Annotated in this window: 22 protein-coding genes and 2 pseudogenes; 17 read left to right on the top strand and 7 right to left on the bottom strand. The window is 59.4% G+C overall.

The annotated features are described in order from the left end of the window. Nucleotides 1–18: 18 nt before the first annotated feature. The 6 genes and pseudogenes from ACA064_RS30225 to gcvH form a co-directional block, all read left to right on the top strand. Nucleotides 19–105: pseudogene (locus ACA064_RS30225) on the top strand (tetrameric acyl-CoA thioesterase); the annotation flags it as partial. A 9-nt stretch (nucleotides 106–114) separates the two neighbouring features. After that, nucleotides 115–1,332, top strand: coding sequence for a 2-octaprenyl-3-methyl-6-methoxy-1,4-benzoquinol hydroxylase (locus tag ACA064_RS30220; protein WP_497674357.1), 1,218 nt, complete (start codon nucleotides 115–117; stop codon nucleotides 1,330–1,332). Between the two features lie 186 nt (nucleotides 1,333–1,518). Beyond that, a complete protein-coding gene (locus ACA064_RS30215; protein ID WP_497671365.1) occupies nucleotides 1,519–2,520 on the top strand; it encodes an extracellular solute-binding protein in 1,002 nt (333 codons plus the stop codon). A gap of 119 nt (nucleotides 2,521–2,639) precedes the next feature. After that, nucleotides 2,640–4,256: an ABC transporter permease gene (locus ACA064_RS30210; RefSeq protein ID WP_497671364.1), complete on the top strand. Its 1,617-nt coding sequence runs from the start codon at nucleotides 2,640–2,642 to the stop codon at nucleotides 4,254–4,256. Between the two features lie 155 nt (nucleotides 4,257–4,411). Next, nucleotides 4,412–5,494, top strand: a complete 1,083-nt coding sequence (gene gcvT / locus ACA064_RS30205) for a glycine cleavage system aminomethyltransferase GcvT (protein ID WP_497671363.1) — start codon at nucleotides 4,412–4,414, stop codon at nucleotides 5,492–5,494. 51 nt (nucleotides 5,495–5,545) lie between these two features. After that, complete coding sequence (gcvH, locus tag ACA064_RS30200) at nucleotides 5,546–5,929, top strand: glycine cleavage system protein GcvH (protein ID WP_497671362.1); 384 nt, start codon at nucleotides 5,546–5,548, stop codon at nucleotides 5,927–5,929. A 245-nt stretch (nucleotides 5,930–6,174) separates the two neighbouring features. Here gcvH and ACA064_RS30195 read toward each other — a convergent pair. Continuing rightward, a pseudogene (locus ACA064_RS30195) lies at nucleotides 6,175–6,318 on the bottom strand (DegT/DnrJ/EryC1/StrS aminotransferase family protein); the annotation flags it as partial. Between the two features lie 184 nt (nucleotides 6,319–6,502). On the opposite strand from ACA064_RS30195, the gene gcvP reads away from it, so the two are divergent. Beyond that, nucleotides 6,503–9,376, top strand: coding sequence for an aminomethyl-transferring glycine dehydrogenase (gcvP, locus tag ACA064_RS30190; RefSeq protein WP_497671361.1), 2,874 nt, complete (start codon nucleotides 6,503–6,505; stop codon nucleotides 9,374–9,376). A gap of 77 nt (nucleotides 9,377–9,453) precedes the next feature. On the opposite strand, the gene ACA064_RS30185 is transcribed toward gcvP, so the two are convergent. From ACA064_RS30185 to ACA064_RS30175, 3 genes are all read right to left on the bottom strand, one after another. Then, nucleotides 9,454–9,771: a DUF2388 domain-containing protein gene (locus ACA064_RS30185; protein WP_497671360.1), complete on the bottom strand. Its 318-nt coding sequence runs from the start codon at nucleotides 9,769–9,771 to the stop codon at nucleotides 9,454–9,456. A 221-nt stretch (nucleotides 9,772–9,992) separates the two neighbouring features. Further along, on the bottom strand, nucleotides 9,993–11,774 hold the full coding sequence (tfpB, locus tag ACA064_RS30180) for a type IV pilus assembly ATPase TfpB (RefSeq protein WP_497671359.1): 1,782 nt from the start codon (nucleotides 11,772–11,774) through the stop codon (nucleotides 9,993–9,995). A 140-nt stretch (nucleotides 11,775–11,914) separates the two neighbouring features. Beyond that, on the bottom strand, nucleotides 11,915–12,253 hold the full coding sequence (locus ACA064_RS30175) for an ACT-like domain-containing protein (protein ID WP_497671358.1): 339 nt from the start codon (nucleotides 12,251–12,253) through the stop codon (nucleotides 11,915–11,917). Between the two features lie 125 nt (nucleotides 12,254–12,378). On the opposite strand from ACA064_RS30175, the gene ACA064_RS30170 reads away from it, so the two are divergent. Continuing rightward, nucleotides 12,379–12,843 (top strand): Lrp/AsnC family transcriptional regulator, encoded by a 465-nt coding sequence (locus ACA064_RS30170; RefSeq protein ID WP_150640660.1) that lies wholly within the window; start codon nucleotides 12,379–12,381, stop codon nucleotides 12,841–12,843. 164 nt (nucleotides 12,844–13,007) lie between these two features. Here the strand turns inward: ACA064_RS30170 and ACA064_RS30165 are convergent, their stop codons facing one another. After that, nucleotides 13,008–14,375, bottom strand: coding sequence for a CYTH domain-containing protein (locus ACA064_RS30165; RefSeq protein ID WP_497671357.1), 1,368 nt, complete (start codon nucleotides 14,373–14,375; stop codon nucleotides 13,008–13,010). A gap of 160 nt (nucleotides 14,376–14,535) precedes the next feature. Between ACA064_RS30165 and argE the strand changes: the two genes are divergently transcribed. The 9 genes from argE (at nucleotide 14,536) to ACA064_RS30120 (ending at nucleotide 23,554) form a co-directional block, all read left to right on the top strand. After that, nucleotides 14,536–15,684 carry an acetylornithine deacetylase gene (gene argE / locus ACA064_RS30160; protein ID WP_497671356.1) on the top strand — a complete coding sequence of 383 codons (1,149 nt, stop codon included), beginning with the start codon at nucleotides 14,536–14,538 and terminating at the stop codon, nucleotides 15,682–15,684. Nucleotides 15,685–15,828: 144 nt separating this feature from the next. Next, nucleotides 15,829–17,127 (top strand): amino-acid N-acetyltransferase, encoded by a 1,299-nt coding sequence (argA, locus tag ACA064_RS30155; RefSeq protein ID WP_497671355.1) that lies wholly within the window; start codon nucleotides 15,829–15,831, stop codon nucleotides 17,125–17,127. Nucleotides 17,128–17,489: 362 nt separating this feature from the next. Continuing rightward, nucleotides 17,490–18,851 carry an OprD family porin gene (locus ACA064_RS30150; RefSeq protein WP_497671354.1) on the top strand — a complete coding sequence of 454 codons (1,362 nt, stop codon included), beginning with the start codon at nucleotides 17,490–17,492 and terminating at the stop codon, nucleotides 18,849–18,851. Nucleotides 18,852–19,111: 260 nt separating this feature from the next. Next, the gene (locus ACA064_RS30145; RefSeq protein ID WP_497671353.1) at nucleotides 19,112–19,750 is read left to right on the top strand and encodes a peroxiredoxin; all 639 of its coding nucleotides are present in this window, start codon (nucleotides 19,112–19,114) and stop codon (nucleotides 19,748–19,750) included. A gap of 206 nt (nucleotides 19,751–19,956) precedes the next feature. Next, nucleotides 19,957–20,550, top strand: a complete 594-nt coding sequence (ssuE, locus tag ACA064_RS30140; RefSeq protein WP_497671352.1) for an NADPH-dependent FMN reductase — start codon at nucleotides 19,957–19,959, stop codon at nucleotides 20,548–20,550. A gap of 90 nt (nucleotides 20,551–20,640) precedes the next feature. Further along, entirely contained in the window at nucleotides 20,641–21,606 is a 966-nt protein-coding gene (locus ACA064_RS30135) for a sulfonate ABC transporter substrate-binding protein (protein ID WP_497671351.1), read from the top strand. Between the two features lie 95 nt (nucleotides 21,607–21,701). Then, on the top strand, nucleotides 21,702–22,490 hold the full coding sequence (ssuC, locus tag ACA064_RS30130; RefSeq protein WP_497671350.1) for an aliphatic sulfonate ABC transporter permease SsuC: 789 nt from the start codon (nucleotides 21,702–21,704) through the stop codon (nucleotides 22,488–22,490). Continuing rightward, nucleotides 22,487–23,296 (top strand): aliphatic sulfonates ABC transporter ATP-binding protein, encoded by an 810-nt coding sequence (gene ssuB / locus ACA064_RS30125; protein WP_497671349.1) that lies wholly within the window; start codon nucleotides 22,487–22,489, stop codon nucleotides 23,294–23,296. Before ssuC ends, ssuB begins: the two co-directional genes overlap by 4 nt. 42 nt (nucleotides 23,297–23,338) lie before the next feature. After that, on the top strand, nucleotides 23,339–23,554 hold the full coding sequence (locus ACA064_RS30120) for a TOBE domain-containing protein (RefSeq protein ID WP_150642240.1): 216 nt from the start codon (nucleotides 23,339–23,341) through the stop codon (nucleotides 23,552–23,554). A 218-nt stretch (nucleotides 23,555–23,772) separates the two neighbouring features. On the opposite strand, the gene ACA064_RS30115 is transcribed toward ACA064_RS30120, so the two are convergent. Together ACA064_RS30115 and ACA064_RS30110 are read right to left on the bottom strand one after the other, a co-directional pair. Next, complete coding sequence (locus ACA064_RS30115; RefSeq protein WP_497671348.1) at nucleotides 23,773–24,411, bottom strand: TetR/AcrR family transcriptional regulator; 639 nt, start codon at nucleotides 24,409–24,411, stop codon at nucleotides 23,773–23,775. An 89-nt stretch (nucleotides 24,412–24,500) separates the two neighbouring features. After that, entirely contained in the window at nucleotides 24,501–25,247 is a 747-nt protein-coding gene (locus ACA064_RS30110) for a carbonic anhydrase (RefSeq protein ID WP_497671347.1), read from the bottom strand. Nucleotides 25,248–25,389: the final 142 nt, after the last annotated feature.

Genomic DNA, 25,389 nt, shown 5'->3' with positions numbered 1-25,389 from the left:
TGGCTGACCCAAGGTTTCGAGATTGATGACGGCGGCGACACGCAGGTGGCGCGGCTCGATAAACCCCTTTACGTGCGGCTCAAGCCGCAAGCGAGACAGGCTTAAAGCATGGAAATGCGCGCAGATCTGCTGATTGTCGGGGCCGGAATGGTTGGGAGCGCCTTGGCGCTGGCGTTGCAGGACAGCGGGCTGGAGGTGCTGCTGCTCGATGGTGGCCCGTTGAGCGTCAAACCCTTTGATGCGCAGGCACCGTTTGAACCGCGGGTGAGCGCCTTGTCGGCAGCCAGCCAGCGGATCCTCGAGCGTCTGGGCGTCTGGGATGGCATCGCTGAGCGGCGCACCAGCCCCTACACCGAAATGCAGGTCTGGGACGGCAGCGGCACCGGGCAGATCCATTTCTCGGCGGCCAGCGTGCATGCCGAAGTGCTCGGGCATATCGTCGAGAACCGCGTGGTGCAGGATGCCTTGCTCGAGCGTTTGCACGACTGCGATTTGGGCTTGCTGGCCAATGCGCGGCTGGAACAGATGCGCCGCTCCGGCGACGACTGGCTGCTGACCCTGACCGATGGCCGGGTGCTGCGTGCACCTTTGGTGATCGCGGCGGACGGCGCCAACTCGGCGGTGCGTCGCCTGACGGGTTGCGCGACCCGTGAATGGGATTATCTGCATCACGCCATCGTCACTAGCGTGCGCAGTGCCGAGCCCCACCAGATGACCGCTTGGCAGCGGTTTACCGACAATGGGCCGCTGGCCTTTTTGCCGCTGGAACGCGACGGCCGGCACGACTGGTGCTCGATCGTCTGGTCGACCACCCCGGCTGAAGCCGAACGTCTGATGGCGCTGGACGATGAAACCTTCTGCCGCGAGCTGGAAAGAGCTTTCGAAGGCCGGCTGGGCACGGTGTTGAGCGCCGACCCGCGACTTTGCGTGCCGCTGCGTCAGCGTCACGCCAAGCGCTATGTGGCCGAAGGCCTGGCGCTGATCGGCGATGCGGCCCATACCATTCACCCGTTGGCCGGGCAGGGGGTTAACCTCGGCTTCCTCGACGCCGCGGTACTGGCCGAAGTGCTGCTGCAAGCGGCCAACCGCGGCGAGCGCCTGGCGGATGTCAAAGTGCTCAGCCGTTACGAGCGTCGACGCATGCCCCACAACCTGGCGCTGATGGCGGCGATGGAAGGGCTGGAGCGGTTGTTCCAGGCCGATCCTTTGCCGCTGCGCTGGCTGCGTAATACAGGCTTGAAGATGGTCGACCAGATGCCTGAGACCAAAGCGTTGTTCGTGCGTCAGGCGCTGGGACTGACCGGAGATTTGCCGGAGTTGGCCAAGGCCTGAGATCTTCACAATTGCTGATGGCCTCTTCGCGAGCAAGCTCGCTCACGATAGCGGTGGATCGGTCACCACCGATGTCAGCTTTCCCCCTTCGGCAACATCTGGTAACTCCTCGGCGGACTGTTCGGTTGAGAAGCTAAATGTGAGTCACTATCATTTCATTTTCCCTTATTTCGAGAGACCGCCCCCATGCTGGCACCGAAGCGTCTACTGACTGCCCTGGCACTCACACTCATCGGTAGCACGGCCCAGGCGGCTGATGAAGTGGTGGTCTACTCCTCGCGGATCGATGAACTGATCAAACCGGTGTTCGATGCCTACACCCAGAAGACCGGCGTCCAGGTGAAGTTCATCACCGACAAGGAAGCGCCGTTGATGCAGCGGATCAAGGCCGAGGGCGAAAACGCCACTGCTGACCTGCTGCTCACCGTCGATGCCGGCAACCTTTGGCAAGCCGAGCAAATGGGCATCCTGCAACCCTTCACCTCCAAGGTGATCGACGCCAATATTCCGCTTCAATACCGTTCGTCCGCCCATCAGTGGACCGGTTTAAGCCTGCGGGCGCGGACCATTGCCTATTCCACTGCCCGGGTAAAGCCGGCTGACCTGACCACTTACGAGGCGTTGGCCGACAAGCAGTGGGAAGGTCGGTTGTGCCTGCGCACCGCGAAAAAAGTCTACAACCAGTCGCTGACCGCCACGATGATCGAAGTCCATGGCGCGGAAAAAACCGAAAAAATCCTCAAGGGCTGGGTCAACAACCTGTCTACCGACGTATTCTCCGATGACGTCGCGGTGCTCGAAGCGATCAACGCCGGACAATGCGATGTCGGCATCGTCAACACCTACTACTACGGCCGCCTGCACAAACAGAAGCCTGATCTGGCGGTAAAACTGTTCTGGCCGAACCAGGCCGACCGTGGTGTGCACGTCAACCTGTCCGGCATCGGCCTGACCAAACACGCACCGCATCCGGAAGCGGCCAAGGCGCTGGTGGAGTGGATGACCACACCAGAAGCACAAAGAATTTTCGCCGACATCAACCAGGAGTTCCCGGCCAACCCGAGTGTGCAACCGTCTGCTGAAGTGGCGGGTTGGGGCAAGTTCGTTGCCGATACCTTACCAGTGGAAGTGGCTGGCAAGCGTCAGGCCGAGGCCATTCGTTTGATGGACCGTGCTGGCTGGAACTGAGGCTAAAGATCAAAAGATCGCAGCCTGCGGCAGCTCCTACGCGCCTGTGGGCGCTGCCGCAGGCTGCGATCTTTTTGCGGTTTGCATACACTTTTGCTGATTCCCCCAGAGAGCTTTTCGTGGCCCATCCCGCCCAACGTCGTTGGTATCCGCTGGTCTTTGCCGTTGCTGCACTGGTTCTGCTGCCGCTGAGCGTGCTGCTGTTGGCTTGGCAGTCGATCGACCTGCAGATCTGGTCGCACCTGTGGCAGACCCAGATGCCGCGCTTGCTCGGCAACACGCTGACGCTGGTGCTGGGTGTCGGGGTCGGCGTGACGCTGCTGGGTGTCAGCCTGGCCTGGTTGACCAGCCTCTGCGACTTCCCCGGGCGGCGCTGGCTGGATTGGGCGCTGATGCTTCCGTTTGCGATTCCGGCTTATGTGCTGGCGTTTGTCTACGTCGGTCTGCTGGATTTTTCCGGCCCGGTACAAACCCTGTTGCGCGAATGGTTCGGCATGGGTCTGCGCCTGCCACGGGTGCGCTCCACCGGCGGGGTGATCCTGGTGTTGGTGCTGGTGTTTTACCCCTATGTCTATTTACTCGCGCGCACCGCCTTTATTGCCCAGGGCAAGGGCCTGATGGAGGCGGCACGGGTCCTCGGCCAATCACCCTGGCAGGCGTTCTGGCGCGTGGCGCTGCCGATGGCTCGGCCGGCCATCGGTGCGGGCGTAGCCTTGGCGCTGATGGAGACTCTGGCGGATTTCGGTGCGGTGGCGGTGTTCAATTTCGACACTTTCACCACAGCCATCTACAAGACCTGGTACGGCTTCTTCAGTCTCTCCAGTGCAGCGCAACTGGCCAGTCTGTTGCTGCTGGCGGTCATGCTGGTGTTGTATGGCGAGCGCCGGGCGCGCGGCGCCAGCCGGCCAAGTAACGAGCGGCCTCGAGGTAAGGCGTTGTATCACCTGCGCGGGTTCAAGGCGTTGGCCGCCAGCAGCTGGTGCGGCCTGGTGTTTGCCTGTGCCTTTGTGATTCCGATGCTGCAGCTAGTGGTGTGGTTCTGGCAGCGCGGGCGTTTCGACCTCGATGAGCGGTATGCCGGGCTGATCGTGCACACGCTGTACCTGGGCGGCATGGCAGCCTTGATCACGGTGAGCGTGGCCTTGTTGCTGGCATTTGCCCGACGACTGGCACCGACCCGGGCCATTCGCTCCGGTATCAGTGTGGCCAATGTGGGTTACGCCTTGCCGGGCTCGGTGCTCGCCGTGTCAATCATGCTCGCCTTCAGCTATCTGGACCGCGAGCTGGTGATCCCGCTGTCTTCCTGGCTGGGTGGCGCAGGCAAACCTTTGCTGCTGGGCAGCTTGTCGGCGTTGTTGCTCGCGTATCTGGTGCGATTCATTGCGGTGGCCTACGGGCCGTTGGAAAACAGCCTGGGGCGGATTCGGCCTTCGTTGCCCGAAGCAGCACGCAGTTTGGGCGTCAGTGGGCCACAACTGTTTTTCAAAGTGTATCTGCCGCTGTTGCTGCCAGGTACCTTCAGCGCCGCGTTGCTGGTGTTCGTCGATGTGCTCAAGGAAATGCCCGCCACTCTGCTGATGCGCCCGTTCGGCTGGGACACGTTGGCCGTTCGAATCTTCGAAATGACCAGTGAAGGCGAGTGGTCGCGGGCCTCGCTGCCAGCCTTGACGCTGGTTTTGGTCGGACTGTTACCGGTCATCGGATTGATCCGACGTTCCGCGCATCGAACAGGCTAGGTGCCAGTCCTACATCATGCGGCTACAATGCGCGGCATTCGGTGCGGTCCGTCCTCGGACCGGGTGACTGAAATCGGCTGAAAGCCATATATTTAAAGGCTTTCGCTCGGTACAGCACCTGTCCGCACCTTCGCCACGCCCGGAAGGAGAAACCCATGGGACAGCGTACGCCTCTGTATGACCTTCACCTCGCCCTCGGCGCGAAGATGGTCGATTTTGGCGGTTGGGATATGCCTTTGCATTATGGCTCGCAAGTCGAAGAGCACCATCAAGTGCGCCGCGATTGCGGGGTTTTCGATGTATCCCACATGACCGTCATCGACGTCAGCGGTCCCCAGGCCAAGGCCTGGCTCCAGCATTTGCTGGCCAATGATGTCGAACGTCTGCACAGCATTGGCCGAGCCCTGTACAGCGCCATGCTTAATGAGCGCGGCGGGGTGGTCGATGACATGATCGTCTATCGCACCGAGGCTGGTTACCGCCTGGTGGTGAATGCCGCCACCCGTGATCAGGACATGGCCTGGATGCAGGCTCAGCTCGGCGATTACCAAGTGCAGTTGCAGGAGCGCTCCGAGTTGGCGATGCTGGCGATTCAAGGCCCGCTGGCCCGGCACAAGATTGCCGAGCTGGTTAACCAGGCTCGTGGCAAGTTGATCCAGCAGCTGAGTCTTTTTGAAGGTCAGGCCGACGGTGAATGGTTTATCGCGCGTACCGGGTACACCGGTGAAGATGGTCTGGAAATCATCCTGCCGGCCGATCAGGCTCCGGCGTTCTTCAACGATCTGGTCGGTGCCGGCATTTCCCCTATCGGCCTCGGCGCCCGCGATACTCTGCGACTTGAAGCCGGAATGAACCTGTATGGCCAGGACATTCACCAGGATGTCTCACCGCTGGCGGCCAATATGGCCTGGAGCATTGCCTGGGAACCTGCCGCTCGTCAGTTTATCGGCCGCACCGCGCTGGAAGCCGAACGGGCAGGCGGAGTGCAGCAGAAGCTGGTTGGCCTGGTGCTGGAGGAGCGCGGAGTATTGCGCGCTCACCAGGTGGTTCGCATTGCTGATGTTGGCGAAGGGGAGATCACCAGTGGTAGTTTCTCTCCTACGCTTAGCAAGTCGATCGCACTGGCGCGGGTGCCCATGGCTACCGCGGACCGTGCAGAAGTTGAAATCCGTGGCAAGTGGTACCCGGTTCGGGTGGTAAAACCGACCTTTGTGCGTCATGGCAAAGCCTTGATCTAACTTTTTCTGGCGGGCAATCAACCGCTGACATTTTTCTTGAGGACACAGAATATGAGCGAGATCCCAGTCGATCTGCGTTTTGCCGAAAGTCACGAATGGGCCCGTCTGGAAGAGGACGGTGGCGTGAAAGTGGGTATTTCCGATCATGCTCAGGAAGCCTTGGGTGATGTAGTGTTCGTCGAATTGCCGGAAATCGGCAAAGTGTTTGCCGCCGGTGACGCCGCGGGTGTGGTGGAGTCAGTCAAGGCCGCGTCCGATATCTACTCCCCAGTCTCCGGTAAAGTCGTCGCTATCAACGAAGATTTGGCCAACAATCCGGAGCTGGTCAACAGCGCGCCATACGACAGCTGGTTTTTCAAGCTTGAGCCAACGGATACCACTGAGCTGGAGAAGTTGCTCGACGCAGAAAAGTACAAGAGCGCTATCGGCGAGTAATGCTCGCCCCGTAGGAGCTGCCGCAGGCTGCGATCTTTTGATCTTGGTGTCAGCCGCGACACTTCCACTGACCGCTGAAAAGATCGCAGCCTTCGCCAGCTCCTACACGGGATTTGTTAACACCCCTTCCACCGTAGGAGCTGCCGCAGGCTGCGATCTTTTGATCTTTGTTCGGAAAACGCGTGGTCCGTTAGAAAGCTCAAAAGATCGCAGCCTGCGGCAGCTCCTACAGATGCAGGCAGCGATTACGGCTGCAGGACAGCCTTGACCGCCGCCACCGAACGCTCGACATCACTCTTGCTCATGGCCGAGAACATCGGCAGCGAGACGATCAAACGACCCACATGCTCCGCAACCGGGAACATGCCCTCCGTGAAACCGTGCGCACGGCCCTTTCAGCTCGAGACCAAGGCTTGTGCGGCGTCTTCCAGCACCCGCAGGGCTTTCTCAGACGCTGAGCATAATGGTACCGATTGGCCAAAGACCCCATGCCGTCGACCCTCGGGATCGACTGCTATGCTGCTTTGACCGAATTGCATCGACGCCGAGCGCCATTCAAGAAGAGAGCCCGTCATGTCCCAGCTGCCGTCCTTGAGCCAGTTACGCGACCCCAACGCCTTCCTGCGGCGCCATTTGGGACCCGATTGCGCCGAGCAACAGGCCATGCTCGACAGTCTCGGGCTCGCCAGCCGGGTCGAGTTGATCGAGCAGACGGTGCCGCCGGGCATTCGATTCAACCGCGTGCTGGATCTGCCACCCGCTCTTGATGAAGAGGCCGCACTGGCCAAACTCAGAGGTTATTCCGAGCAGAACCAGGTCTGGACCAATCTGATCGGCATGGGCTATCACGGCACCCTGACGCCGGCGGTGATCCTGCGAAACGTGCTGGAAAATCCCGGTTGGTACACCGCCTACACGCCCTATCAGCCTGAGATTGCTCAGGGGCGGCTCGAAGCGTTGCTGAATTTTCAGCAACTGACCATCGACCTCACCGGCCTGGAACTGGCCAACGCCTCACTGTTGGATGAAGCCACGGCGGCAGCGGAGGCCATGGCACTGGCCAAGCGGGTGGCCAAGTCCAGAAGCAATCTGTTTTTCGTCGACGAAAATTGCCATCCACAGACCATTTCCGTGGTCCAGACCCGGGCCGAAGGGTTCGGCTTCGAGTTGGTGATCGATGCTGTGGAGAATCTTGCCAGCCACCAGGTGTTCGGCGCGCTGCTGCAATACCCGGACACCCACGGTGAAATCCGCAATTTGCGGCCGCTGATCGATCAGTTGCATGCGCAGCAGGCGCTGGCTTGTGTCTCGGCTGATCTGCTCAGCCTGTTGCTGTTGACCCCGCCAGGGGAATTAGGGGCCGATGTGGTGTTTGGTTCGTCCCAGCGATTTGGTGTGCCCATGGGTTACGGCGGTCCTCATGCGGCGTTTTTTGCCAGTCGTGATGAGTTCAAACGGGCGATTCCCGGGCGGATCATCGGCGTTTCAAAGGATGCACGGGGCAATGTCGCACTGCGTATGGCGTTGCAGACTCGCGAGCAGCATATCCGCCGGGAGAAGGCCAACTCGAACATCTGCACCGCGCAGGTGCTGCTGGCCAACATCGCCAGCTTCTATGCGGTCTATCACGGCCCGGAGGGACTCAAACGCATTGCCCAGCGGGTTCACCGGCTGACCTGCATTCTGGCCGCCGGTCTAGAACGCAACGGCATTACACGGCTTAACACGCAGTTCTTCGACACCCTGACCCTGGAAGTCGGCGGCAGCCAGACGGCGATTATCGAAAGCGCCAAGGCTGCGCAGATCAATCTGCGGATACTCGGCCGTGGTCAGTTAGGCCTGAGTCTCGATGAAACCTGTGATGAAACCACGGTGGCGCGGTTGTTCGATATCTTCCTTGGTGCCGACCACGGGCTGGATGTCGCCGAGCTGGATGCCGAGCCATTGGCCTCGGGCATCCCGGCTGAACTGCTGCGCCGCTCGCCTTGTTTGAGCCATCCGGTATTCAATGCCCATCACAGCGAAACCGAGATGCTGCGCTACCTCAAGCAGCTGGAGAACAAGGACCTGTCGCTCAACCAGTCAATGATCCCGCTGGGCTCCTGCACCATGAAACTCAATGCCAGCAGCGAAATGATCCCGATCACCTGGCCGGGCTTTGCCAATCTGCACCCGTTCGCACCGACCGAACAGGCGTTGGGCTATTCACTGATGATCAGCGAGCTGGAGCGTTGGCTATGTGCGATCACCGGCTTCGATGCCATCTGCATGCAGCCCAACTCCGGCGCTCAGGGCGAATACGCCGGCTTGCTGGCGATTCGCAAATACCACGAGAGCCGCCAGCAGGGCACGCGCAATATTTGCCTGATCCCGGCGTCTGCCCACGGAACCAACCCGGCGTCGGCTCAGATGGCGGGAATGCAGGTGGTGATTGTCGAGTGCGACGATGCCGGCAACGTTGATCTGGACGACCTGAAATCCAAGGCCCTGAACGCCGGCGACAAGCTGTCTTGCCTGATGGTGACCTACCCATCGACCCATGGCGTGTATGAAGAAGGCATCAGCGAGATCTGCGAAGTTGTCCACAGTCACGGTGGCCAGGTGTATATGGACGGCGCCAACCTCAACGCCCAGGTCGGGCTGGCCCGGCCAGCGGATATCGGCGCTGACGTATCCCATATGAATTTGCACAAGACCTTCTGCATCCCCCATGGCGGCGGTGGTCCCGGCATGGGGCCGATTGGCGTGCGGGCGCATCTGGCGCCGTTTGTCGCCAATCACCCGGTGGTGCCGATCGAAGGCCCGCTGCCGCAGAACGGCGCGGTCAGTGCGGCGCCTTGGGGCAGCGCGAGCATTCTGCCGATCAGCTGGATGTACATCGCGATGATGGGACCGCAATTGGCGGATGCCAGCGAGGTGGCGATTCTCGCCGCGAACTACCTGGCCGAACATTTGAGCGGAGCTTTCCCGGTGCTCTATACCGGACGCAATGGTCGGGTGGCCCACGAATGCATTCTTGATCTGCGGCCGCTCAAGGCGCAAACCGGGATCAGCGAAGAGGACGTGGCCAAGCGTTTGATGGACTATGGCTTTCACGCGCCGACCATGTCGTTCCCGGTGCCGGGCACGCTGATGGTCGAGCCGACCGAGAGCGAGTCCAAGGCTGAACTGGACCGTTTCATTGAAGCCATGCTGAGTATTCGCGCAGAAATATCCCAGGTGCAGAACGGTACCTGGCCCGGCGAAGACAACCCGTTGAAACGTTCGCCGCACACCCTGGCGGATATCATCGGAGTCTGGGAACGGCCCTACAGCATTGAACAGGCAGTCACTCCTAGCGCTCATACCAAGGCCCATAAATACTGGCCGGCGGTGAATCGCGTCGACAATGTCTATGGCGACCGCAATCTGTTCTGCGCTTGCGTACCGGTGGATGCGTATCGTTGAAGCGAGCGCTCCTACAACGAAGGTCCAAAAAAATGCCGCTCCCGGGAGCGGCATTTTTTATTCAGCAGATCAGTAGATCACTGCTGGGCAACCGCATTCTTCGCCAGAATCGCGTTGGCCAGTTCCATGTCGGTAGCCTGCAAGCCTGGGTTATCGGCGCGGACTTTCTGCATTGCGGCTTCCAGATACGGGCCACGAATACCGCCATCGCTGGCGACGAAGCTGCCGGCATCGTCCTGGGCGGCGACCATCAGTTTGTGATCCTTGAAGGTCAGGTAGGTAGAACCTGTGGTCGCACCTGAGGAAATGACGTTACGCCAGAAGCCGTCGGCCATTGCCGAACCGACAGGAAGGGAAAGTAAGGCCAAGGTAGCGACAGCAAGTTTAAGACGCATAATGGGTGACTCCGACGTGGGTTATCTGAACTGTTTGATGCCCGATAGCCCAATGGAGTTCCGTTACCCTCAATCGACGGGTTCTACCTGAATGATTACCCCCTCCTGTCTGATAATTCGCACACGTGAGCCGACAGGCGTGTCCGGCCTTCCAGACCCTGTCGGCGGCCGGGGCTTCGGCTTCCAGGAAGGCGGCCTGACGACCATCCTCGGCCACGCCGTTATTTCAGCTCACTTTGGGGTGTCACCCGCAGCACTTCCTCAATGGTCGTCAAGCCAGCCGCGACTTTTTGCGCTCCGGATAACCGCAAGCTGCGCATACCTTCCTTGAATGCCTGGTGACGCACAGCCAGCAGGTCGGTGTCCCGGTGGATCAGCGCTTTGACGCTGTCGCTCATCAGCATGATTTCGTAAACCCCGGCGCGCCCGCGATAACCGGTGTCGCGGCACTCCAGACAACCGATTGCCCGCTGGGCATTGGTTGGCAGCGGTGCTTGCCAGGGTCGGGTCAGGGTCTGCCAGTCCTCGTCGCCCAGGCTCACAGGCGCTTTGCAGTGGGGGCAAAGGGTGCGCACCAGCCGCTGGGCCATGACCCCGAGTACGGTGGCCTTGATCAGATAATGCGGCACACCGAGTTCCAACAGGCGGCTGATAGCGCTCGGCGCGTCATTAGTGTGCAGGGTGGAAAGCACCAGGTGCCCGGTGAGCGCGGCTTGGATCGCCATTTCCGCGGTTTCCAGGTCGCGGATCTCGCCGATCATGATGATGTCCGGGTCTTGGCGCATCAGTGCCCGTATGCCGCTGGCAAAGGTTAAGTCGATGTTGTGCTGGACCTGCATCTGGTTGAACGCCGGTTCGACCATTTCGATCGGGTCTTCGATGGTGCAGAGATTGACTTCGGGCGTCGCCAGTTTCTTCAGGGTGGTGTAGAGCGTGGTGGTCTTGCCCGAGCCGGTCGGGCCGGTGACCAGAATGATGCCGTTGGGCTGGCGGGTCATGTCCTGCCAGCGCCGCAGGTCTTCGCCGGAAAAACCCAGCTGGTCGAAGTCCTTGAGCAGCACTTCCGGGTCGAAAATCCGCATGACCATTTTTTCGCCAAAGGCCGTTGGCAGTGTCGACAGGCGTAATTCGACTTCGCCGCCGTCCGGGGTTTTGGTCTTGACCCGACCGTCCTGGGGTTTGCGCTTTTCCGCTACGTTCATCCGCCCCAGGCTTTTCAGGCGACTGACGATGGCCATGGTCACTTGTGGGGGAAATTGATAGACATTGTGCAGCACGCCGTCGATACGAAAGCGCACGGTGCCTTGCTCGCGGCGGGGTTCGATATGGATATCGCTGGCGCGCTGCTGGAAGGCGTACTGGAACAGCCAGTCGACGATGTTGACGATGTGCGCGTCGTTGGCGTCCGGCTCCTGGTCGCTGGCGCCGAGGTTGAGCAACTGTTCGAAGTTGCCCAGGGTGTTCATTTTCTGATCAGAATTGTTGGCGCCGCTGACCGACTTGGCCAGGCGGAAAAACTCCACGGTAAAGCGCTGGATGTCCGCCGGGTTGGCCACCACGCGCTTGATCGGCAGCTTCAGGACGTGGGTCAGATCGGCTTCCCAGGCGGTGACGTAGGGCTGCGCGCTGGCCACGGTCACCGCGTCGCGATCGATCGACACCGCGAGAATTTTGTGGCGCTGGGCAAAGGCATAAGACATCAGCGGGGTAATGCCGGCGACGTTGATCTTCAACGGGTCGATGCGCAAGTAAGGCTGACCGGCCTGCTGCGCGAGCCACAGGGTCAGGCTTTCCAGGTCGAGTTGCTTGCCGGGTCGACTGAGGTCGTCGAACTGCTGGCCGGCGAGAAATTCCAGCGGGTGGAGCTGGCTGTTGACGGTGTTACGTCGGGAGGCCAATGCGTGTTCGGCACAATCCTGGCTGATAAAGCCTTGGGCGACCAGTTCACGCAGCAGATCATTGAGATCGAGCCAGCGATCCTGAGTGAGGAGGGGGACGGACATGCGGGTTCCTTTTGAACGATCCTGCAACTAGCGGTTGAGACGTGTGCGTCTCTGACCACCGATTGCCAAGAATAGTCCCCGTATGAGCCGACCGTTCGGCCATTACCGAACCAAGCGTTGCGAGTTTTTGCCGATAGGCTTCAGCCGGCCGCCTGTGCGGGCTGAGCCCAAGCAGATTCAGCAGGTTGCAAATCCACCGAGCAGACGCTGATCAAGTTACGGAGTTTTTCAGCGATCACCTGGGCGCGGTGCCAGCTCAGTCCGTCGAGCACTACATCGATTAACAGCAAATCGTCCTGTTGCAGCACGTTGACCTGCTGCGGAACCAGAAACTGCAGGGCGAAATGGTTAAGCACCCGGCACAGCAGATCCGGTTCGGCTTCCGCCAGAAGTTGATAGTGCACGCGGCAATGGGCATTGCTGACATTCCAGACATCGGCGCGGGTCGGGGTGGTGCTGACAGCTTCGAGAGGGGGCATGTTGGTTCTCCAAATCACTGGCGAAATTTTTACATGCTGACCGGGGTATTTCTTATCTATGATTGGCCGAATTAGCCATATATTGAATTAAACAATTCGCAAATATATATTTTGAGGGTTTTTATATGCATAGCGAGCTTGATGCGTACGACCGGCGAATTCTGGCGCTGCTCCAGGAGGACGCCTCGCTCTCCAGTGCGCAGATCGCCGAACAGGTCGGGCTATCGCAATCGCCGTGCTGGCGACGGATTCAACGGCTCAAGGAGGAAGGGGTGATTCGCGGGCAAGTGACCCTGCTGGATCGCAAGAAAATCGGTCTTAACACGCAGATCTTCGCCGAGATCAAACTCAACGCCCACGGCCGCTCCAACTTCACCGAATTCACCGAGGCGATTCGCGGCTTTCCGGAAGTTCTGGAGTGCTATGTGTTGATGGGGTCAGTGGATTTCTTACTGCGCATCGTCACCGCTGATATCGAGGCGTACGAGCGGTTTTTCTTCGAGAAGCTGTCGATGGTGCCGGGGATACAGGAGGTCAACTCGATCGTGGCGCTGTCCGAAATCAAGTCCACGACGAGTTTGCCGGTGTAGTAGTGAACCAAGGATTCAGTGCTTTTGTGGCGAGGGGGCTTGCCCCCGCTGGGGCGCGCAGCGGCCCTAAAACCTGCAAACGCTTTGTATCAGGTACACCGCGTTCACCGACTTTACGACTGCTGCGCAGCCGAACGGGGGCAAGCCCCCTCGCCACAGCGATATCACATACGAAGAAGCATTTTCCAGGCACGATTCTGGAACACCACAATCGCCTGCTGCTTGCGGGCGTCGAGCGCTTCATCGGTGATTGGCTCGTTGGCCAGTTGCTGCAGCTGCTTCAGCTCGCCGTACAAGCGATCGAGTTCCGGGATCTCCAGCACGTTACGGGCATGGTGCAGCCAGGCCTGGATGCGTTCGATGCGCGGCAGTTGTTCGGCCAGGTCTTCCGGCTGTTGCTGATAGCGCGACAGTTGCAGAGCGACGGCTTCATCGGCCAGCAGACGCGGCAACCAGTTGCCCAATTGCGCGGCGCCCTGTCGATTGCCCCGAGTGTTGCGGTCGGCTGCCCAGGTGCGGGCCAGCAACCAGCGCGAAGTGTTCAGCGAGAACAGGCCCCAGCGCACGTCTTCGAGTTCTTCGGCGAACTGTTCGGGCGCGGCTTTGCGCACGTCTTCGTCGTCCTGGCCGGCTTGCACCAGTGGGCGCCAGTCTTCCAGCAAGGCATCCAGCGCTACCCGCAGGTCGTGGGTCGATTGACGTGGTGCGGCCTGGCCGAGGCTGCCCAGCAACGCGCGCAATTCAGCGAGGTTGTCGACCCAGTCCTGCAGCAGACGCCAGTGGCCATTGAAGCGGTATTGCTCGGCCAGACGCTGGCTGCTGCTCAGCAAGTGCCAGCCCAACGCAGCGAAAGCCTCGTCCAGTGGCAGTTCAGTGGTCAGCTTTGGCGCGGGCAGGCTCAGCGAATAGCTGTTGGCATCAAACAGGCGATAGCCACGCTCGGCCTTGCTGATATCGCACGGCATCAGCGCCAGGGTGGCGGCCAGTTCGGCGGCCAGTTCCAGCAGTGCCGCCGGTTCGCCTTCGCGCAGTTCCAGCTCCAGTTCGCAGATTTCTTCTTTCTGCTTGCCGACGATTACGTGGCCCAGGTCCAGTGCGGCTTCGATAACCACCTTGGCTTTGCCGCGGCCCCAGGCGATTTCCGCGCGTTCGCGGACGAAGTCGGTGGTGAAGATCGGCTTGAGGGTCTTTTTGTCCAGTTCGGCGAGTTGCTCCGGCCAGCATTCGCCGTCGAGTTTTTTCACGTCGAGCTTGGCTTTGGGTAGCTTCCAGTCGTACTCGTTGCGCTCGGACAGCCCGGCGATGCTTTGACCGCGGGTCTTGAGGGTCTGGATCACTTCTTCGCCATCGCGGCGCAGGCGCAGGGCAACCTTGGCCTGAGCCAGATCGCGCTCTGGCGTATCGAAGTACTGGTTCATCAGTTCACGGCGTTCCCAGCCACTTTTGTTGCGTTTTTTCAGTAGCGGATGTTCGCGCAGCGCGGCGAGGGTTTCGCGGCTGACGCGGAGTTTGATTTCGGTTTCTTTCTGCATGGCCGGAAAATCCAGGATCGGGAGCGCAGCCGGGGGGAATGTGTGGCTGCCAAGGGCGTGCAGTGTACAGGACAAGCCGGCTCGACGCGCCGCGACGGTTTATTCCGCCTGCCGGATGGCTCTATGATGGAGGTCACAACAGCGAACTGGGAGACCGCGCATGCCTTTGCCATCCATGAAAGATCAGTTCGCTGCGCTGATCGCTGCACCGTCGGTCAGTTGCACCCAGCCGCATCTGGATCAATCCAATCGTGCGGTGATCGACCTGTTGGCGACCTGGCTCGGCGATCTGGGATTTGCCTGCGAGATCCAGCAGGTCAACCCTGGCAAGTTCAACCTGCTCGCCAGTTTTGGCACAGGCCCCGGCGGCTTGGTGTTGGCCGGGCACAGTGACACGGTGCCGTTCGACGGCGCGCTGTGGCAGACCGACCCGCTGAAACTGACCGAAGTCGACGGGCGCTGGGTCGGCCTGGGCAGTTGCGATATGAAGGGCTTTTTTGCCCTGGCCATCGAAGCCGTCCTGCCGTTGCTGGACAAACCCTTCAAGCAGCCCTTGATGATCCTCGCCACCTGCGATGAAGAAAGCTCCATGGCCGGTGCCCGGGCACTGGCCGCGGCCGGCCGGCCACTGGGGCGTGCGGCAGTGATTGGCGAGCCGACCGGGCTCAAGCCGATCCGGATGCACAAAGGGATAATGATGGAGCGCATCGATATTCTCGGGCAAAGCGGCCATTCATCGGATCCCCGCCTGGGCCATAGCGCGCTGGAAGCCATGCACGATGCCATGGGTGAATTGCGCGGCTTGCGTCTGGCGTGGCAACGCGAGTATCGCAATCCACAGTTCAGCGTGCCGCAACCAACCCTGAATTTTGGCTGTATCCATGGTGGTGACAACCCGAACCGTATTTGCGGGCAGTGCTCGCTGGAGTTCGATTTGCGACCCCTGCCAGGCATGGACCCGAACGTCTTGCGCGCAGCGATCCGCCAGAAGCTCGAGCCGATTGCCGAGTGGCATAAGGTGAAGATTGATTACGCGCCGTTGTTCCCGGAAGTGCCGCCTTTCGAGCAAGCCGAGGAGTGCGAATTGGTCCGCGTCGCCGAAAGACTCACCGGCCACCTCGCCGAAGCAGTAGCGTTTGGCACCGAAGCGCCTTATCTTCAGCGCCTTGGCTGCGAGACCCTGGTGCTTGGCCCAGGCGACATCGCCTGCGCTCACCAACCGGGGGAATACCTCGAAATGTCACGCTTGCAGCCTACGGTGCATCTACTACGTCAACTGATCGAACATTATTGCCTGACACCGGCCTGACCTCGGTTAAATCACTGATGATCAGGCCCGTATCTACAAGGAGAGCTCGCGTGTCGCCAAGCCTGCTTCGACGATAACCAACAGCCCGCTGTGCGTTTTCTGTTTCGTCCCTTTTTCGGCTGCTTCTTATTACAGGCTCAGGTTATGCCCGAATACGTCACTTGGCTTCGTCATGCATCTCCCTACATCAATGCCCACCGCGATTGCACCTTTGTCGTCATGCTGCCTGGCGATGGGGTCGAGCATCCGAACTTCGGCAATATCGTCCACGACCTGGTGCTGTTGCACAGCCTGGGCGTGCGGTTGGTTCTGGTGCACGGTTCGCGCCCGCAAATTGAAACCCGCCTGGCGGCCCGTGGCCTGACCCCGCATTACCACCATGGCCTGCGCATCACCGATGCGGCGACCCTGGAGTGCGTCATTGATGCGGTCGGCCAACTGCGGATCGCCATTGAAGCGCGTCTGTCGATGGACATGGCCGCGTCGCCGATGCAGGGCTCGCGCCTGCGGGTGGCCGGCGGCAATCTGGTAACCGCACGGCCGATCGGCGTGCTGGAAGGCGTCGACTATCACCACACCGGCGAAGTCCGCCGGGTCGACCGCAAGGGCATCAACCGTCTGCTGGACGAGCGTTCGATCGTGTTGCTGTCGCCGTTGGGTTACTCGCCGACCGGGGAGATTTTCAACCTGGCCTGCGAAGACGTCGCGACCCGCGCCGCTATCGACCTGGGTGCCGACAAGCTGCTGCTGTTTGGGGCTGATCTGGGCCTGATCGACGAAAACGGCAAGCTGGTGCGCGAGTTGCGACCGCAACAGGTTCCCGCGCATTTGCAGCGCCTGGGTAGCAACTATCAGGCGGAACTGCTCGATGCAGCTGCCGAAGCTTGTCGTGGCGGTGTCGGCCGCAGCCATATCGTCAGCTATGTGGAAGACGGTGCTTTGCTGACCGAACTTTTCACTCGCGACGGTGGCGGTACCCTGGTCGCCCAGGAACAGTTCGAACTGGTCCGTGAAGCGGCCATTGAGGACGTCGGCGGATTGCTGGATTTGATCAGCCCGCTGGAAGAGCAGGGCATTTTGGTTCGGCGTTCCCGGGAAGTGCTGGAGCGCGAAATCGAGCAGTTCAGCGTGGTCGAACGCGAAGGGATGATCATTGCCTGTGCGGCGCTGTATCAGATTGCCGATTCGGATGCCGGAGAACTGGCCTGCTTGGCGGTCAACCCGGAATACCGGCATGGCGGTCGCGGTGATGAACTGCTGGAACGGATCGAAACTCGCGCCCGGGCACAGGGCTTGAAAACCTTGTTCGTACTCACCACGCGAACCGCGCACTGGTTCCGCGAGCGCGGTTTCGTACCCAGCAGCGTTGAACGCCTGCCATCGGCCCGAGCCTCGCTGTACAACTATCAGCGTAATTCGAAGATCTTCGAAAAAACGCTATGACCGCTGATAATTGATCAACGACAAACTTCTTATTCACCTACGGCGATAACCTGAAGCACGGTCGCAATGTTCTCAGCTGCTTGAGTCATTGGACGGTTTGTCCAGGGTTGTCGCCGTTTGCATTTGGTCTTGCAACGTCTTATTCCCGAATGGCATGAAAATTCTCAAAATAATTCTTTTTAGATTTATTAAAAATTCATTACCCTGCACGAATCCATCACGCGGTTAGACCTTGGTCGTAGACACAGTTAGTTACGATTGACTTCCCAGTCACGGTCTGGCGCTAATCGCGCACCTACGGATCCAGGGCGTTCGACTCAGGACCTAGTACATAAGAATTAGAAAACGAGAGGAGCGAAACAATGAACAAGTCCACGTTGGCCCTGGCTGTGGCCGTGGGGGTTTTGGCGCAGCAAGCGGGTGCCGCCGGTTTTATTGAAGACAGCAAGGCTACATTGGGGTTGCGCAACTTCTACATCAATAACGATAACCGTGATTCTGGCACCCCTAAAAACGCGAATTATCAAGAAGAGTGGGGCCAAGGCTTCCAGCTCAACTTCACGTCGGGCTACACCCAAGGCACTGTTGGCTTTGGTGTCGATGCGATCGGCCTGTTGGGTGTTAAGCTGGATTCGGGCAAGGGTCGCCATGGCAACCCTACCAGCACCAATTACGGTGGTACGGTATTCCCGACTGACAGCGATGGCCGCGCAGTCGATGAGTACTCCAGCCTGGGCCTGACAGCCAAAGCCAAGGTTTCCCAGACTGAACTGAAACTCGGCACCCTGCAGCCGAAACTGCCGGTTATCGTGACCAACGATGGTCGTCTGCTACCGCAAACCTTCCAGGGTGGCCAGATCACCTCCAACGAGATCAAGGACCTGACCCTGGTCGGTGGCCAGATCGAGCACGCCAAAGGTCGTAACTCCAGCAACAACGAAGAGTTGTCGATTGCCGGTGCCAACAGCCCTACCTCTACCGGCCGTGACAGCAACAAGTTCCTGTATGCCGGTGGCGACTACAAGATCACCAAGGATCTGACCGCCCAGTATTACTACGGCAACCTGGAAGATTTCTACAAGCAACACTTCCTCGGCCTGGTCCACAACTGGTCCATCGGTCCAGGCGTATTGAAGAGCGACCTGCGCTACTTCAACAGCTCCGATGATGGCGCCAACGGCCACGACCCTGCTTACTTCAGCAACGGTAACTATCAGGGCTTCCGCGCCGGGCGTGGCAAAGTCGACAACAACCTCTACAGCGGTCTGTTCCTGTATTCCGTTGCCGGTCACACCTTCGGTGGCGGCTATCAGGTCAGCAACGGCAGCAGCGACTTCCCTTTTTTGAACCAGGGTGACGGTGCGTCGGCTTATCTCACCACTGACATGCAGATTTCCAAGTTCGCTCGCGCTGGCGAACGTACCTGGCAAGCGCGCTACTCCTATGACTTCGCCAAGCTCGGCCTGCCAGGCGCAACCGCCGGTGTGGTTTACCTGCGCGGCGATGACATCGACACCGTTGCCAACACGGCGACTCACCCGGCTTCCGGTACCGGCCGCTCCGAGTGGGAACGCGACATTACTGTGGCCTACGTAGTGCCAGCAGGACCGCTGAAAAACGTCGGTGTCATGTGGAAAAACGCCATGTGGCGCAACGACGTTCCGGGCCAGCGCGACCAGGACGAAAACCGTCTGATCGTCAGCTACTCGATTCCGCTGTTGTAATACCTGCGTAGCCCTTGCCCGGCGCAATGCCGGGCGGGGGTTGTCTTTCAAGTCAGGCTCCCACCCGCAGCTCTCTTCGGATCCCCTCTTCGCATCACTTTCTCGACCCCTGTGAGAAGGGTGGTCTTCGCACGTCTGTGGGTGCAGTGAAGAGGCTTTTGTTATTCTATAAAGATATAAATAGATCGATATTTATTCTTTTTAAATAGCTCTCGGTGCAGGCAGAGTAGGCTGCATAAGCACTCACCAGGAGCAGTATCATGAGCCTCAGACTTGGCGACATCGCACCCGATTTTGAACAGGATTCCAGCGCCGGCAAGATCCATTTTCATGAGTGGCTCGGCGATAGCTGGGGCGTGCTGTTTTCCCATCCGGCGGACTTCACTCCAGTGTGCACCACGGAGCTCGGTTTTACCGCCAGGCTCAAGGACGAATTCACCAAGCGTGGGGTCAAGGCCATCGCCCTGTCAGTCGATCCGGTGGACTCGCACCATAAATGGATTGAAGACATCAACGAAACCCAGAATACCATCGTCAATTTTCCGATCCTCGCCGACGCTGATCGCAAGGTCTCCGACCTCTACGATCTGATCCACCCGAATGCCAACGACACCCTGACCGTGCGCTCACTGTTCGTCATCGACCCGAACAAGAAGGTGCGCCTGACCATTACCTATCCGGCCAGCACCGGGCGCAACTTCCATGAAATCCTGCGGGTGATCGATTCGCTGCAGCTCACCGACAACTACAAAGTGGCCACGCCGGCCAACTGGCAGGACGGTGATGAGGTGGTGATCGTGCCATCGCTCCAGGATCCGGAAGAGCTCAAGCAACGCTTCCCCCAAGGCTATCGCGCGGTGAAGCCGTATCTGCGGTTGACGCCGCAGCCGAATCGTTAAAGTCTTCAAGGTATCCCCAATGCAAGGGTTTTCAGGCCGTTTCGACGGCCTTTTTTTATGTGTGGAGAAATATTTTTTGTATATGCATTTAAAGAATAAACAAGTGAATAAATAAGATTTATAGATATATAAATCACCTGTTAAGGTCTGTTCATCCCAGCGAGATCGCAAACAGCGAATCGCCTACAACCCAAGGAATTATCTGCATGCTGGTCGTCTCACTCGGTGGAAGTCCCAGCCAGCGCTCTCGTTCCGGAGTGCTGCTGGAGTTCTCCAAACGTTGGTTGCAGCAACAGGGCGTAGAGGTGGTGAGTTATCAGGTACGGGACTTCCCGGCCGAAGATTTGCTCCACGCCCGCTTTGACAGCCCGATGGTGATTGACCTGCTGCAACAGATTGAAAACGCCGATGGCCTGCTGATCGCCACCCCGGTTTACAAAGCGTCGTTCTCTGGCGCACTGAAGACTGTGCTCGATCTGCTGCCGGAACGTGCGCTGAGCCATAAGGTGGTGCTGCCCATGGCCACTGGCGGTAGCATCGCCCACATGCTGGCGGTGGATTACGCGCTCAAGCCGGTGCTTTCGGCGCTCAAGGCCCAGGAAATGCTCCAGGGAATTTTTGCCGAAGACAGCCAGATCGCCTACGGCGAAGGCAGTGCCCAGGCGCAGCTGGTGCCGATCCTCGAACGACGCTTGAACGAGGCGCTGGAGCAGTTCTACAGCGCCATGGCGCGGCGGCCAAAGCCGATTGATCCGAATCTGTTGAACGAACGTTTATTGAGTGCTCGCTGGAGCATTTAAGCCCTACCCGAATCTGGAAGTACTCACCTTACTCAGCCGCTAACGGCCAAGCAGGTGCAGCCAAAAACCCAACAGCAAAAGGAGAGCGCTATGCGCACTGTCATTTTGCGTCGTGGTCTGGTCGCTCTGTTTGCTGCGGCTGTGTCCTTCGGCGTTATTACTCAAGTCCAGGCCGAGAGCTTGCGCATCGGCTATCAGAAGTACGGCACCCTGGTGCTGCTCAAGGCCAAGGGCTCGCTGGAAAAGCGTCTGGCAGAGCAGGGCATTCAGGTGCAATGGACTGAATTTCCCGGCGGCCCGCAACTGCTCGAAGGGCTGAACGTCGGTTCCATCGATTTCGGCGTGACCGGTGAGACCCCGCCGGTGTTCGCTCAGGCGGCCGGTGCCGATCTGCTCTACGTGGCCTACGAGCCGCCAGCGCCGACCAGCGAAGCGATCCTGGTGCCAAAAGATTCGCCGATCAAATCGATGCAGGATCTCAAGGGCAAGAAGGTTGTCCTCAACAAAGGCTCCAACGTCCACTACCTGTTGGTTCGCGCCCTCGAAGACGCCGGCCTCAAATACACCGACATCCAGACGGTATTCCTGCCACCGGCCGATGCCCGCGCTGCATTCGAACGCGGCAGTGTCGATGCCTGGGTGATCTGGGACCCGTACCAGGCGGCCGCCGAACAGCAACTGCAGGCACGCACCCTGCGTGACGGCAGCGGCATCGTCGACAACCATCAGTTCTACCTGGCAACCAAGCCTTACGCTGAAAAACACCCGCAAGTAATCAAGACGCTGGTGGAAGAAGTGCGTGCTGTCGGCGAGTGGTCCAAGGCCAATCCTGAAGAAGTGACCAAACAGGTTTCGCCACTGCTCGGCCTGCCTGCGGATATCACCCTGACTTCAGTGAAGCGCCAGGGTTATGGCGCGCTGTTCCTCACTCCGGAAGTGGTCGCCGCTCAGCAGAAGATCGCTGACAGCTTCTACCAGCTCAAGCTGATCCCCAAACCGCTGAGCATCAAAGACGTGATCTGGACGCCACCAGCGACCGTTGCCAAAGCGCCGTAATTCGAATTCCCCCAGGAGACAACTCCATGCGCCTGAGTATTTTCCGGTCCCTGCCCATCCTCCCCGACACTGCGTCCCGGAACTGAGGCACGGCCATGAAAAGTAATAAAATTATCCAAAGCCTCGCGCCTTGGGCCTTGCCGGTGTTGTTGCTGGCGGTGTGGCAGTTGTCAGTGTCGGCGGGCTGGTTGTCGACGCGGATTCTGCCGGCACCCATCGCGGTGATCGAGGCCGGTATCAGCCTGGTTCGCAGCGGTGAAATCTGGACTCACCTGGCAATCAGCGGCTGGCGCGCGGCGACCGGTTTCTTGATCGGCGGCAGCATCGGACTGGCCCTGGGCTTTATCACCGGGCTGTCGAAATGGGGCGAACGCCTGCTCGACAGTTCGGTGCAGATGATCCGTAACGTGCCCCATCTGGCGCTGATTCCGCTGGTGATTCTGTGGTTCGGCATCGATGAGTCGGCGAAGATTTTTCTGGTGGCCCTGGGCACCTTATTCCCGATCTACCTCAATACCTATCACGGCATCCGCAACGTCGACCCGGCGTTGGTGGAAATGGCCCGCAGTTACGGTCTGTCCGGTTTCAGTTTGTTTCGTCAGGTGATTCTGCCGGGAGCACTGCCTTCGATCCTGGTGGGAGTGCGCTTCGCGCTGGGCTTTATGTGGCTGACCTTGATCGTCGCCGAAACCATTTCCGCCAGTTCGGGTATTGGTTACCTGGCGATGAATGCCCGAGAGTTCTTGCAGACTGACGTGGTGGTGCTGGCGATCCTGTTGTACGCGGTGCTCGGCAAGTTGGCCGACCTCGCCGCCCGCGGTCTGGAGCGAGTCTGGTTGCGTTGGCATCCGGCTTACCAGGTTGCCAAGGGAGGTGCCGCATGACTGTTCAACAACAACCGTCTCGGCTGCTGCGCGGGATTCCACTGGCGGTACGCAAGCTGCAAAAGACCTTCGGCTCGCGGCAAGTGCTGCGCGAGATCGATCTGCATATTCCGGCCGGTCAGTTCGTCGCTGTGGTCGGCCGTAGTGGCTGCGGCAAAAGCACGCTGCTGCGCTTGCTCGCCGGTCTCGACAAGCCTACGGGTGGTGAGTTGCTCGCAGGTTCGGCAGCGCTCAGTGACGCGATCGAAGACACCCGCCTGATGTTTCAGGAAGCGCGTTTGCTGCCATGGAAAAAAGTCATCGACAACGTGGGGCTCGGGCTCAAGGGCGACTGGCGACCAAAAGCCCTGGAGGCACTGGAAGCGGTCGGGCTGGCGGATCGCGCCAATGAATGGCCGGCAGCCCTGTCCGGCGGGCAGAAGCAGCGTGTTGCGCTGGCCCGTGCGTTGATTCACCAACCTCGGTTGTTGTTGCTCGATGAACCGCTGGGTGCCCTGGATGCCCTGACCCGAATCGAGATGCAGCAATTGATCGAACGCCTTTGGCAGAAACACGGATTCACTGTGCTGCTGGTGACCCATGACGTGAGTGAAGCCGTGGCGATTGCCGACCGGGTGATCCTGATCGAGGACGGTGAAATCGGCCTCGATCTGCTGGTGGAGCTGCCGCGCCCGCGGGTTCGTGGTTCTCATCGGCTGGCAGCGCTGGAAACCGAAGTCCTTAACCGCGTGTTGTCGCTGCCCGGTTCGCCACCCGAGCCGGAGCCTGTTTCACCCTTGCCCACGCAACTGCGTTGGGCCCAATAACTGCGCTGCAGAAAATCTCTTAGCCAAACAGGAATAATGATCATGACTATTAAAGCCATTAACGTACGCAACCAGTTCAAAGGCACCATCAAGGAAATCGTACTAGGTGATGTTCTGTCGGAAATCGACGTGCAGACGGCTTCCGGAGTCGTCACTTCGGTGATTACCACGCGCTCGGTCAAGGAGTTGGAACTGGTAGTCGGCAGCGAGGTGATTGCCTTCGTGAAATCCACCGAGGTATCGATCGCCAAGTTGTAAGCCGTGCGCTACAGACGACCCCGAACGGCTTGAGCCCTTCGGGGTTTTTTTTATGGGTGATTGTCTGGGGATTGGTGGTGCGGCCATCGCGAGCAAGTCGGATCGCCGCACCGCCGCTCCTACACTGGATCGGTGTCGGACACATGTTTTATGTTCACTGGAGATCAAATGTGGAAGCGGGCTTGCTCGCGATGAGGCCCGTACAGCCAACAAAGAAATCAGACTGGAGTAGTGCGTTTGGGCAGATAGGGCGGCAAATACAGCCCCAGATAGGCATCGAATACCCGCATGCCTTCCTCGGCCATGCGCGGAGTAATTTGCCCATGCTGTTGCACTGAACGGGCGTAGACACGATCGCCCAGTTCCATGGCCAGGGCGAAAACATCGACATCCTTGGGCAGCGCCGGCAGCTGGAAATGTTGATCGAACAGTTTATGCATCAAGTCGCCCAGTTCGATGTCGTGCTGACGGTCGGCCTGGGTGACCTCGGTCAGACCGTGCTGGGCCAGGATCAACTGGCGGGCGGCGGCGTCTTCGCTGTAGATGCTCAGCATGCGTTGCTCCACCAGCCGCGACAGGTCGCGCCAACCGCTGAGCGAGGCCGGTTCGATGGGGACTTGCAGGCAGGCGCGAAAGGCCGCGTGGACATCGGCGGTCAGGGCTTCGAGCAGGGCCGGGACGCTGGCAAAGAAGTGATAGACCGACGACGGTGGGATCTGCGCTCGTTCCGCCACGCTATAGATCGACAGGCTGGCCACGCCCTCGGCGGCAAGCAGCGTGCGGGCGGCGTCGAGTATCGAGTCGATCCGGGCCTGGCTGCGTGCACGGGGTTTGCGGATAGTGGCGAGGCGTGTCATTGAAGTCTCCTGCGGGGCAGCGGGCATTGTACGAGCAGGGTTCAATGTTGTCTGTATAGCGCCGCCGCCGGGAGTCTATCCGCGAAGGGCTAGCCACCCACTTGAATAGTCCGACCGTTCAAGGGTTGAACGGGGCGCGCATTCATTGGGTACAGCGCCTGGAACGCATTCAACTGGTTTCGGGACAAAGCAACGGGAGTCGTCAGGACATGCCAACGCACATTTTCGCTGCACGGCGGAGTCGTCAAGGAGCCCATGTAGGCATAGTAATCACGTTTTGTGGGTAGCAAGTCTGCGATGCTCTGATTGTCCAGGACCTTCGTTGCGCCCACTGCGTCAGGCATTGCTGCAAGGATGGGCGCCAGAGCCGGGTTATGCTCACCCTCCTCGAAAAGGATGGCAACGACGGCTAGATCGCCTGAATGATTACGGTGAACCAGGTGCGCGACCATAGGGTAGGCACGGCCCTGTATTTTTTCTTCACTGGGACTGTGGAAGTGGAACTGTATGAGTGAGTAGTTTCCAGAGGTCAGTGTGATCCCGCCCGCGTTCGATGGCGTGACCTGAACGGTGTGTCCATTGTTCAAGACCTCTATCGGACTGGACCGATAATCAAAAGCCAGCGGGGCCAGATCTGCTTTGGCAGCATTGCGAATATCAATGGGCGATTGTACTTTTCCGAGCTTGCAGAGTTTGTAATCGGGCTTCAGCTCGCCCCAGTTTTCCGGGTTGGCGTAGCTCCAATGGGGCTTCTGTTGGGTTTGAGCCCACGCGGCAGAACATAAACTGACCCCAACCAGAGAAAAGGCCGCGCTAAGGATGATGTGGGTTTTCATGATTGATATTCTCGAAAAAACGTCAAGGCAGGCTGCCGGATGATTACTTCCGGGCATCATCCCGGCGGCCTGTATTTTGAGTTTGGATCGAGTGTTTTTATGTAGGGTTAATCCTGATGCCTTGAAGGAATACCCCTACGAT

This window comes from Pseudomonas sp. LBUM1658 (assembly GCF_059716055.1).
The sequence above is the reverse complement of the archived record's forward strand: the minus strand, read 5'-3'. Positions and strand labels throughout refer to the sequence as shown.

What these genes read in the sequence shown, in the direction of transcription:
- argA (WP_497671355.1), top strand. Translation starts at nt 15,829, where the DNA reads ATGCCCGAATACGTCACTTGGCTTCGTCATGCATCTCCCTACATCAAT.
- ACA064_RS30175 (WP_497671358.1), bottom strand. Translation starts at nt 12,253, where the DNA reads ATGCCCCCTCTCGAAGCTGTCAGCACCACCCCGACCCGCGCCGATGTC.
- tfpB (WP_497671359.1), bottom strand. Translation starts at nt 11,774, where the DNA reads ATGTCCGTCCCCCTCCTCACTCAGGATCGCTGGCTCGATCTCAATGAT.
- ACA064_RS30145 (WP_497671353.1), top strand. Translation starts at nt 19,112, where the DNA reads ATGAGCCTCAGACTTGGCGACATCGCACCCGATTTTGAACAGGATTCC.
- argE (WP_497671356.1), top strand. Translation starts at nt 14,536, where the DNA reads ATGCCTTTGCCATCCATGAAAGATCAGTTCGCTGCGCTGATCGCTGCA.
- ACA064_RS30220 (WP_497674357.1), top strand. Translation starts at nt 115, where the DNA reads ATGCGCGCAGATCTGCTGATTGTCGGGGCCGGAATGGTTGGGAGCGCC.
- ACA064_RS30115 (WP_497671348.1), bottom strand. Translation starts at nt 24,411, where the DNA reads ATGACACGCCTCGCCACTATCCGCAAACCCCGTGCACGCAGCCAGGCC.
- gcvH (WP_497671362.1), top strand. Translation starts at nt 5,546, where the DNA reads ATGAGCGAGATCCCAGTCGATCTGCGTTTTGCCGAAAGTCACGAATGG.
- ACA064_RS30165 (WP_497671357.1), bottom strand. Translation starts at nt 14,375, where the DNA reads ATGCAGAAAGAAACCGAAATCAAACTCCGCGTCAGCCGCGAAACCCTC.
- ACA064_RS30135 (WP_497671351.1), top strand. Translation starts at nt 20,641, where the DNA reads ATGCGCACTGTCATTTTGCGTCGTGGTCTGGTCGCTCTGTTTGCTGCG.
- gcvT (WP_497671363.1), top strand. Translation starts at nt 4,412, where the DNA reads ATGGGACAGCGTACGCCTCTGTATGACCTTCACCTCGCCCTCGGCGCG.
- gcvP (WP_497671361.1), top strand. Translation starts at nt 6,503, where the DNA reads ATGTCCCAGCTGCCGTCCTTGAGCCAGTTACGCGACCCCAACGCCTTC.
- ACA064_RS30110 (WP_497671347.1), bottom strand. Translation starts at nt 25,247, where the DNA reads ATGAAAACCCACATCATCCTTAGCGCGGCCTTTTCTCTGGTTGGGGTC.
- ssuB (WP_497671349.1), top strand. Translation starts at nt 22,487, where the DNA reads ATGACTGTTCAACAACAACCGTCTCGGCTGCTGCGCGGGATTCCACTG.
- ACA064_RS30185 (WP_497671360.1), bottom strand. Translation starts at nt 9,771, where the DNA reads ATGCGTCTTAAACTTGCTGTCGCTACCTTGGCCTTACTTTCCCTTCCT.
- ACA064_RS30170 (WP_150640660.1), top strand. Translation starts at nt 12,379, where the DNA reads ATGCATAGCGAGCTTGATGCGTACGACCGGCGAATTCTGGCGCTGCTC.
- ssuC (WP_497671350.1), top strand. Translation starts at nt 21,702, where the DNA reads ATGAAAAGTAATAAAATTATCCAAAGCCTCGCGCCTTGGGCCTTGCCG.
- ACA064_RS30215 (WP_497671365.1), top strand. Translation starts at nt 1,519, where the DNA reads ATGCTGGCACCGAAGCGTCTACTGACTGCCCTGGCACTCACACTCATC.
- ACA064_RS30150 (WP_497671354.1), top strand. Translation starts at nt 17,490, where the DNA reads ATGAACAAGTCCACGTTGGCCCTGGCTGTGGCCGTGGGGGTTTTGGCG.
- ssuE (WP_497671352.1), top strand. Translation starts at nt 19,957, where the DNA reads ATGCTGGTCGTCTCACTCGGTGGAAGTCCCAGCCAGCGCTCTCGTTCC.
- ACA064_RS30120 (WP_150642240.1), top strand. Translation starts at nt 23,339, where the DNA reads ATGACTATTAAAGCCATTAACGTACGCAACCAGTTCAAAGGCACCATC.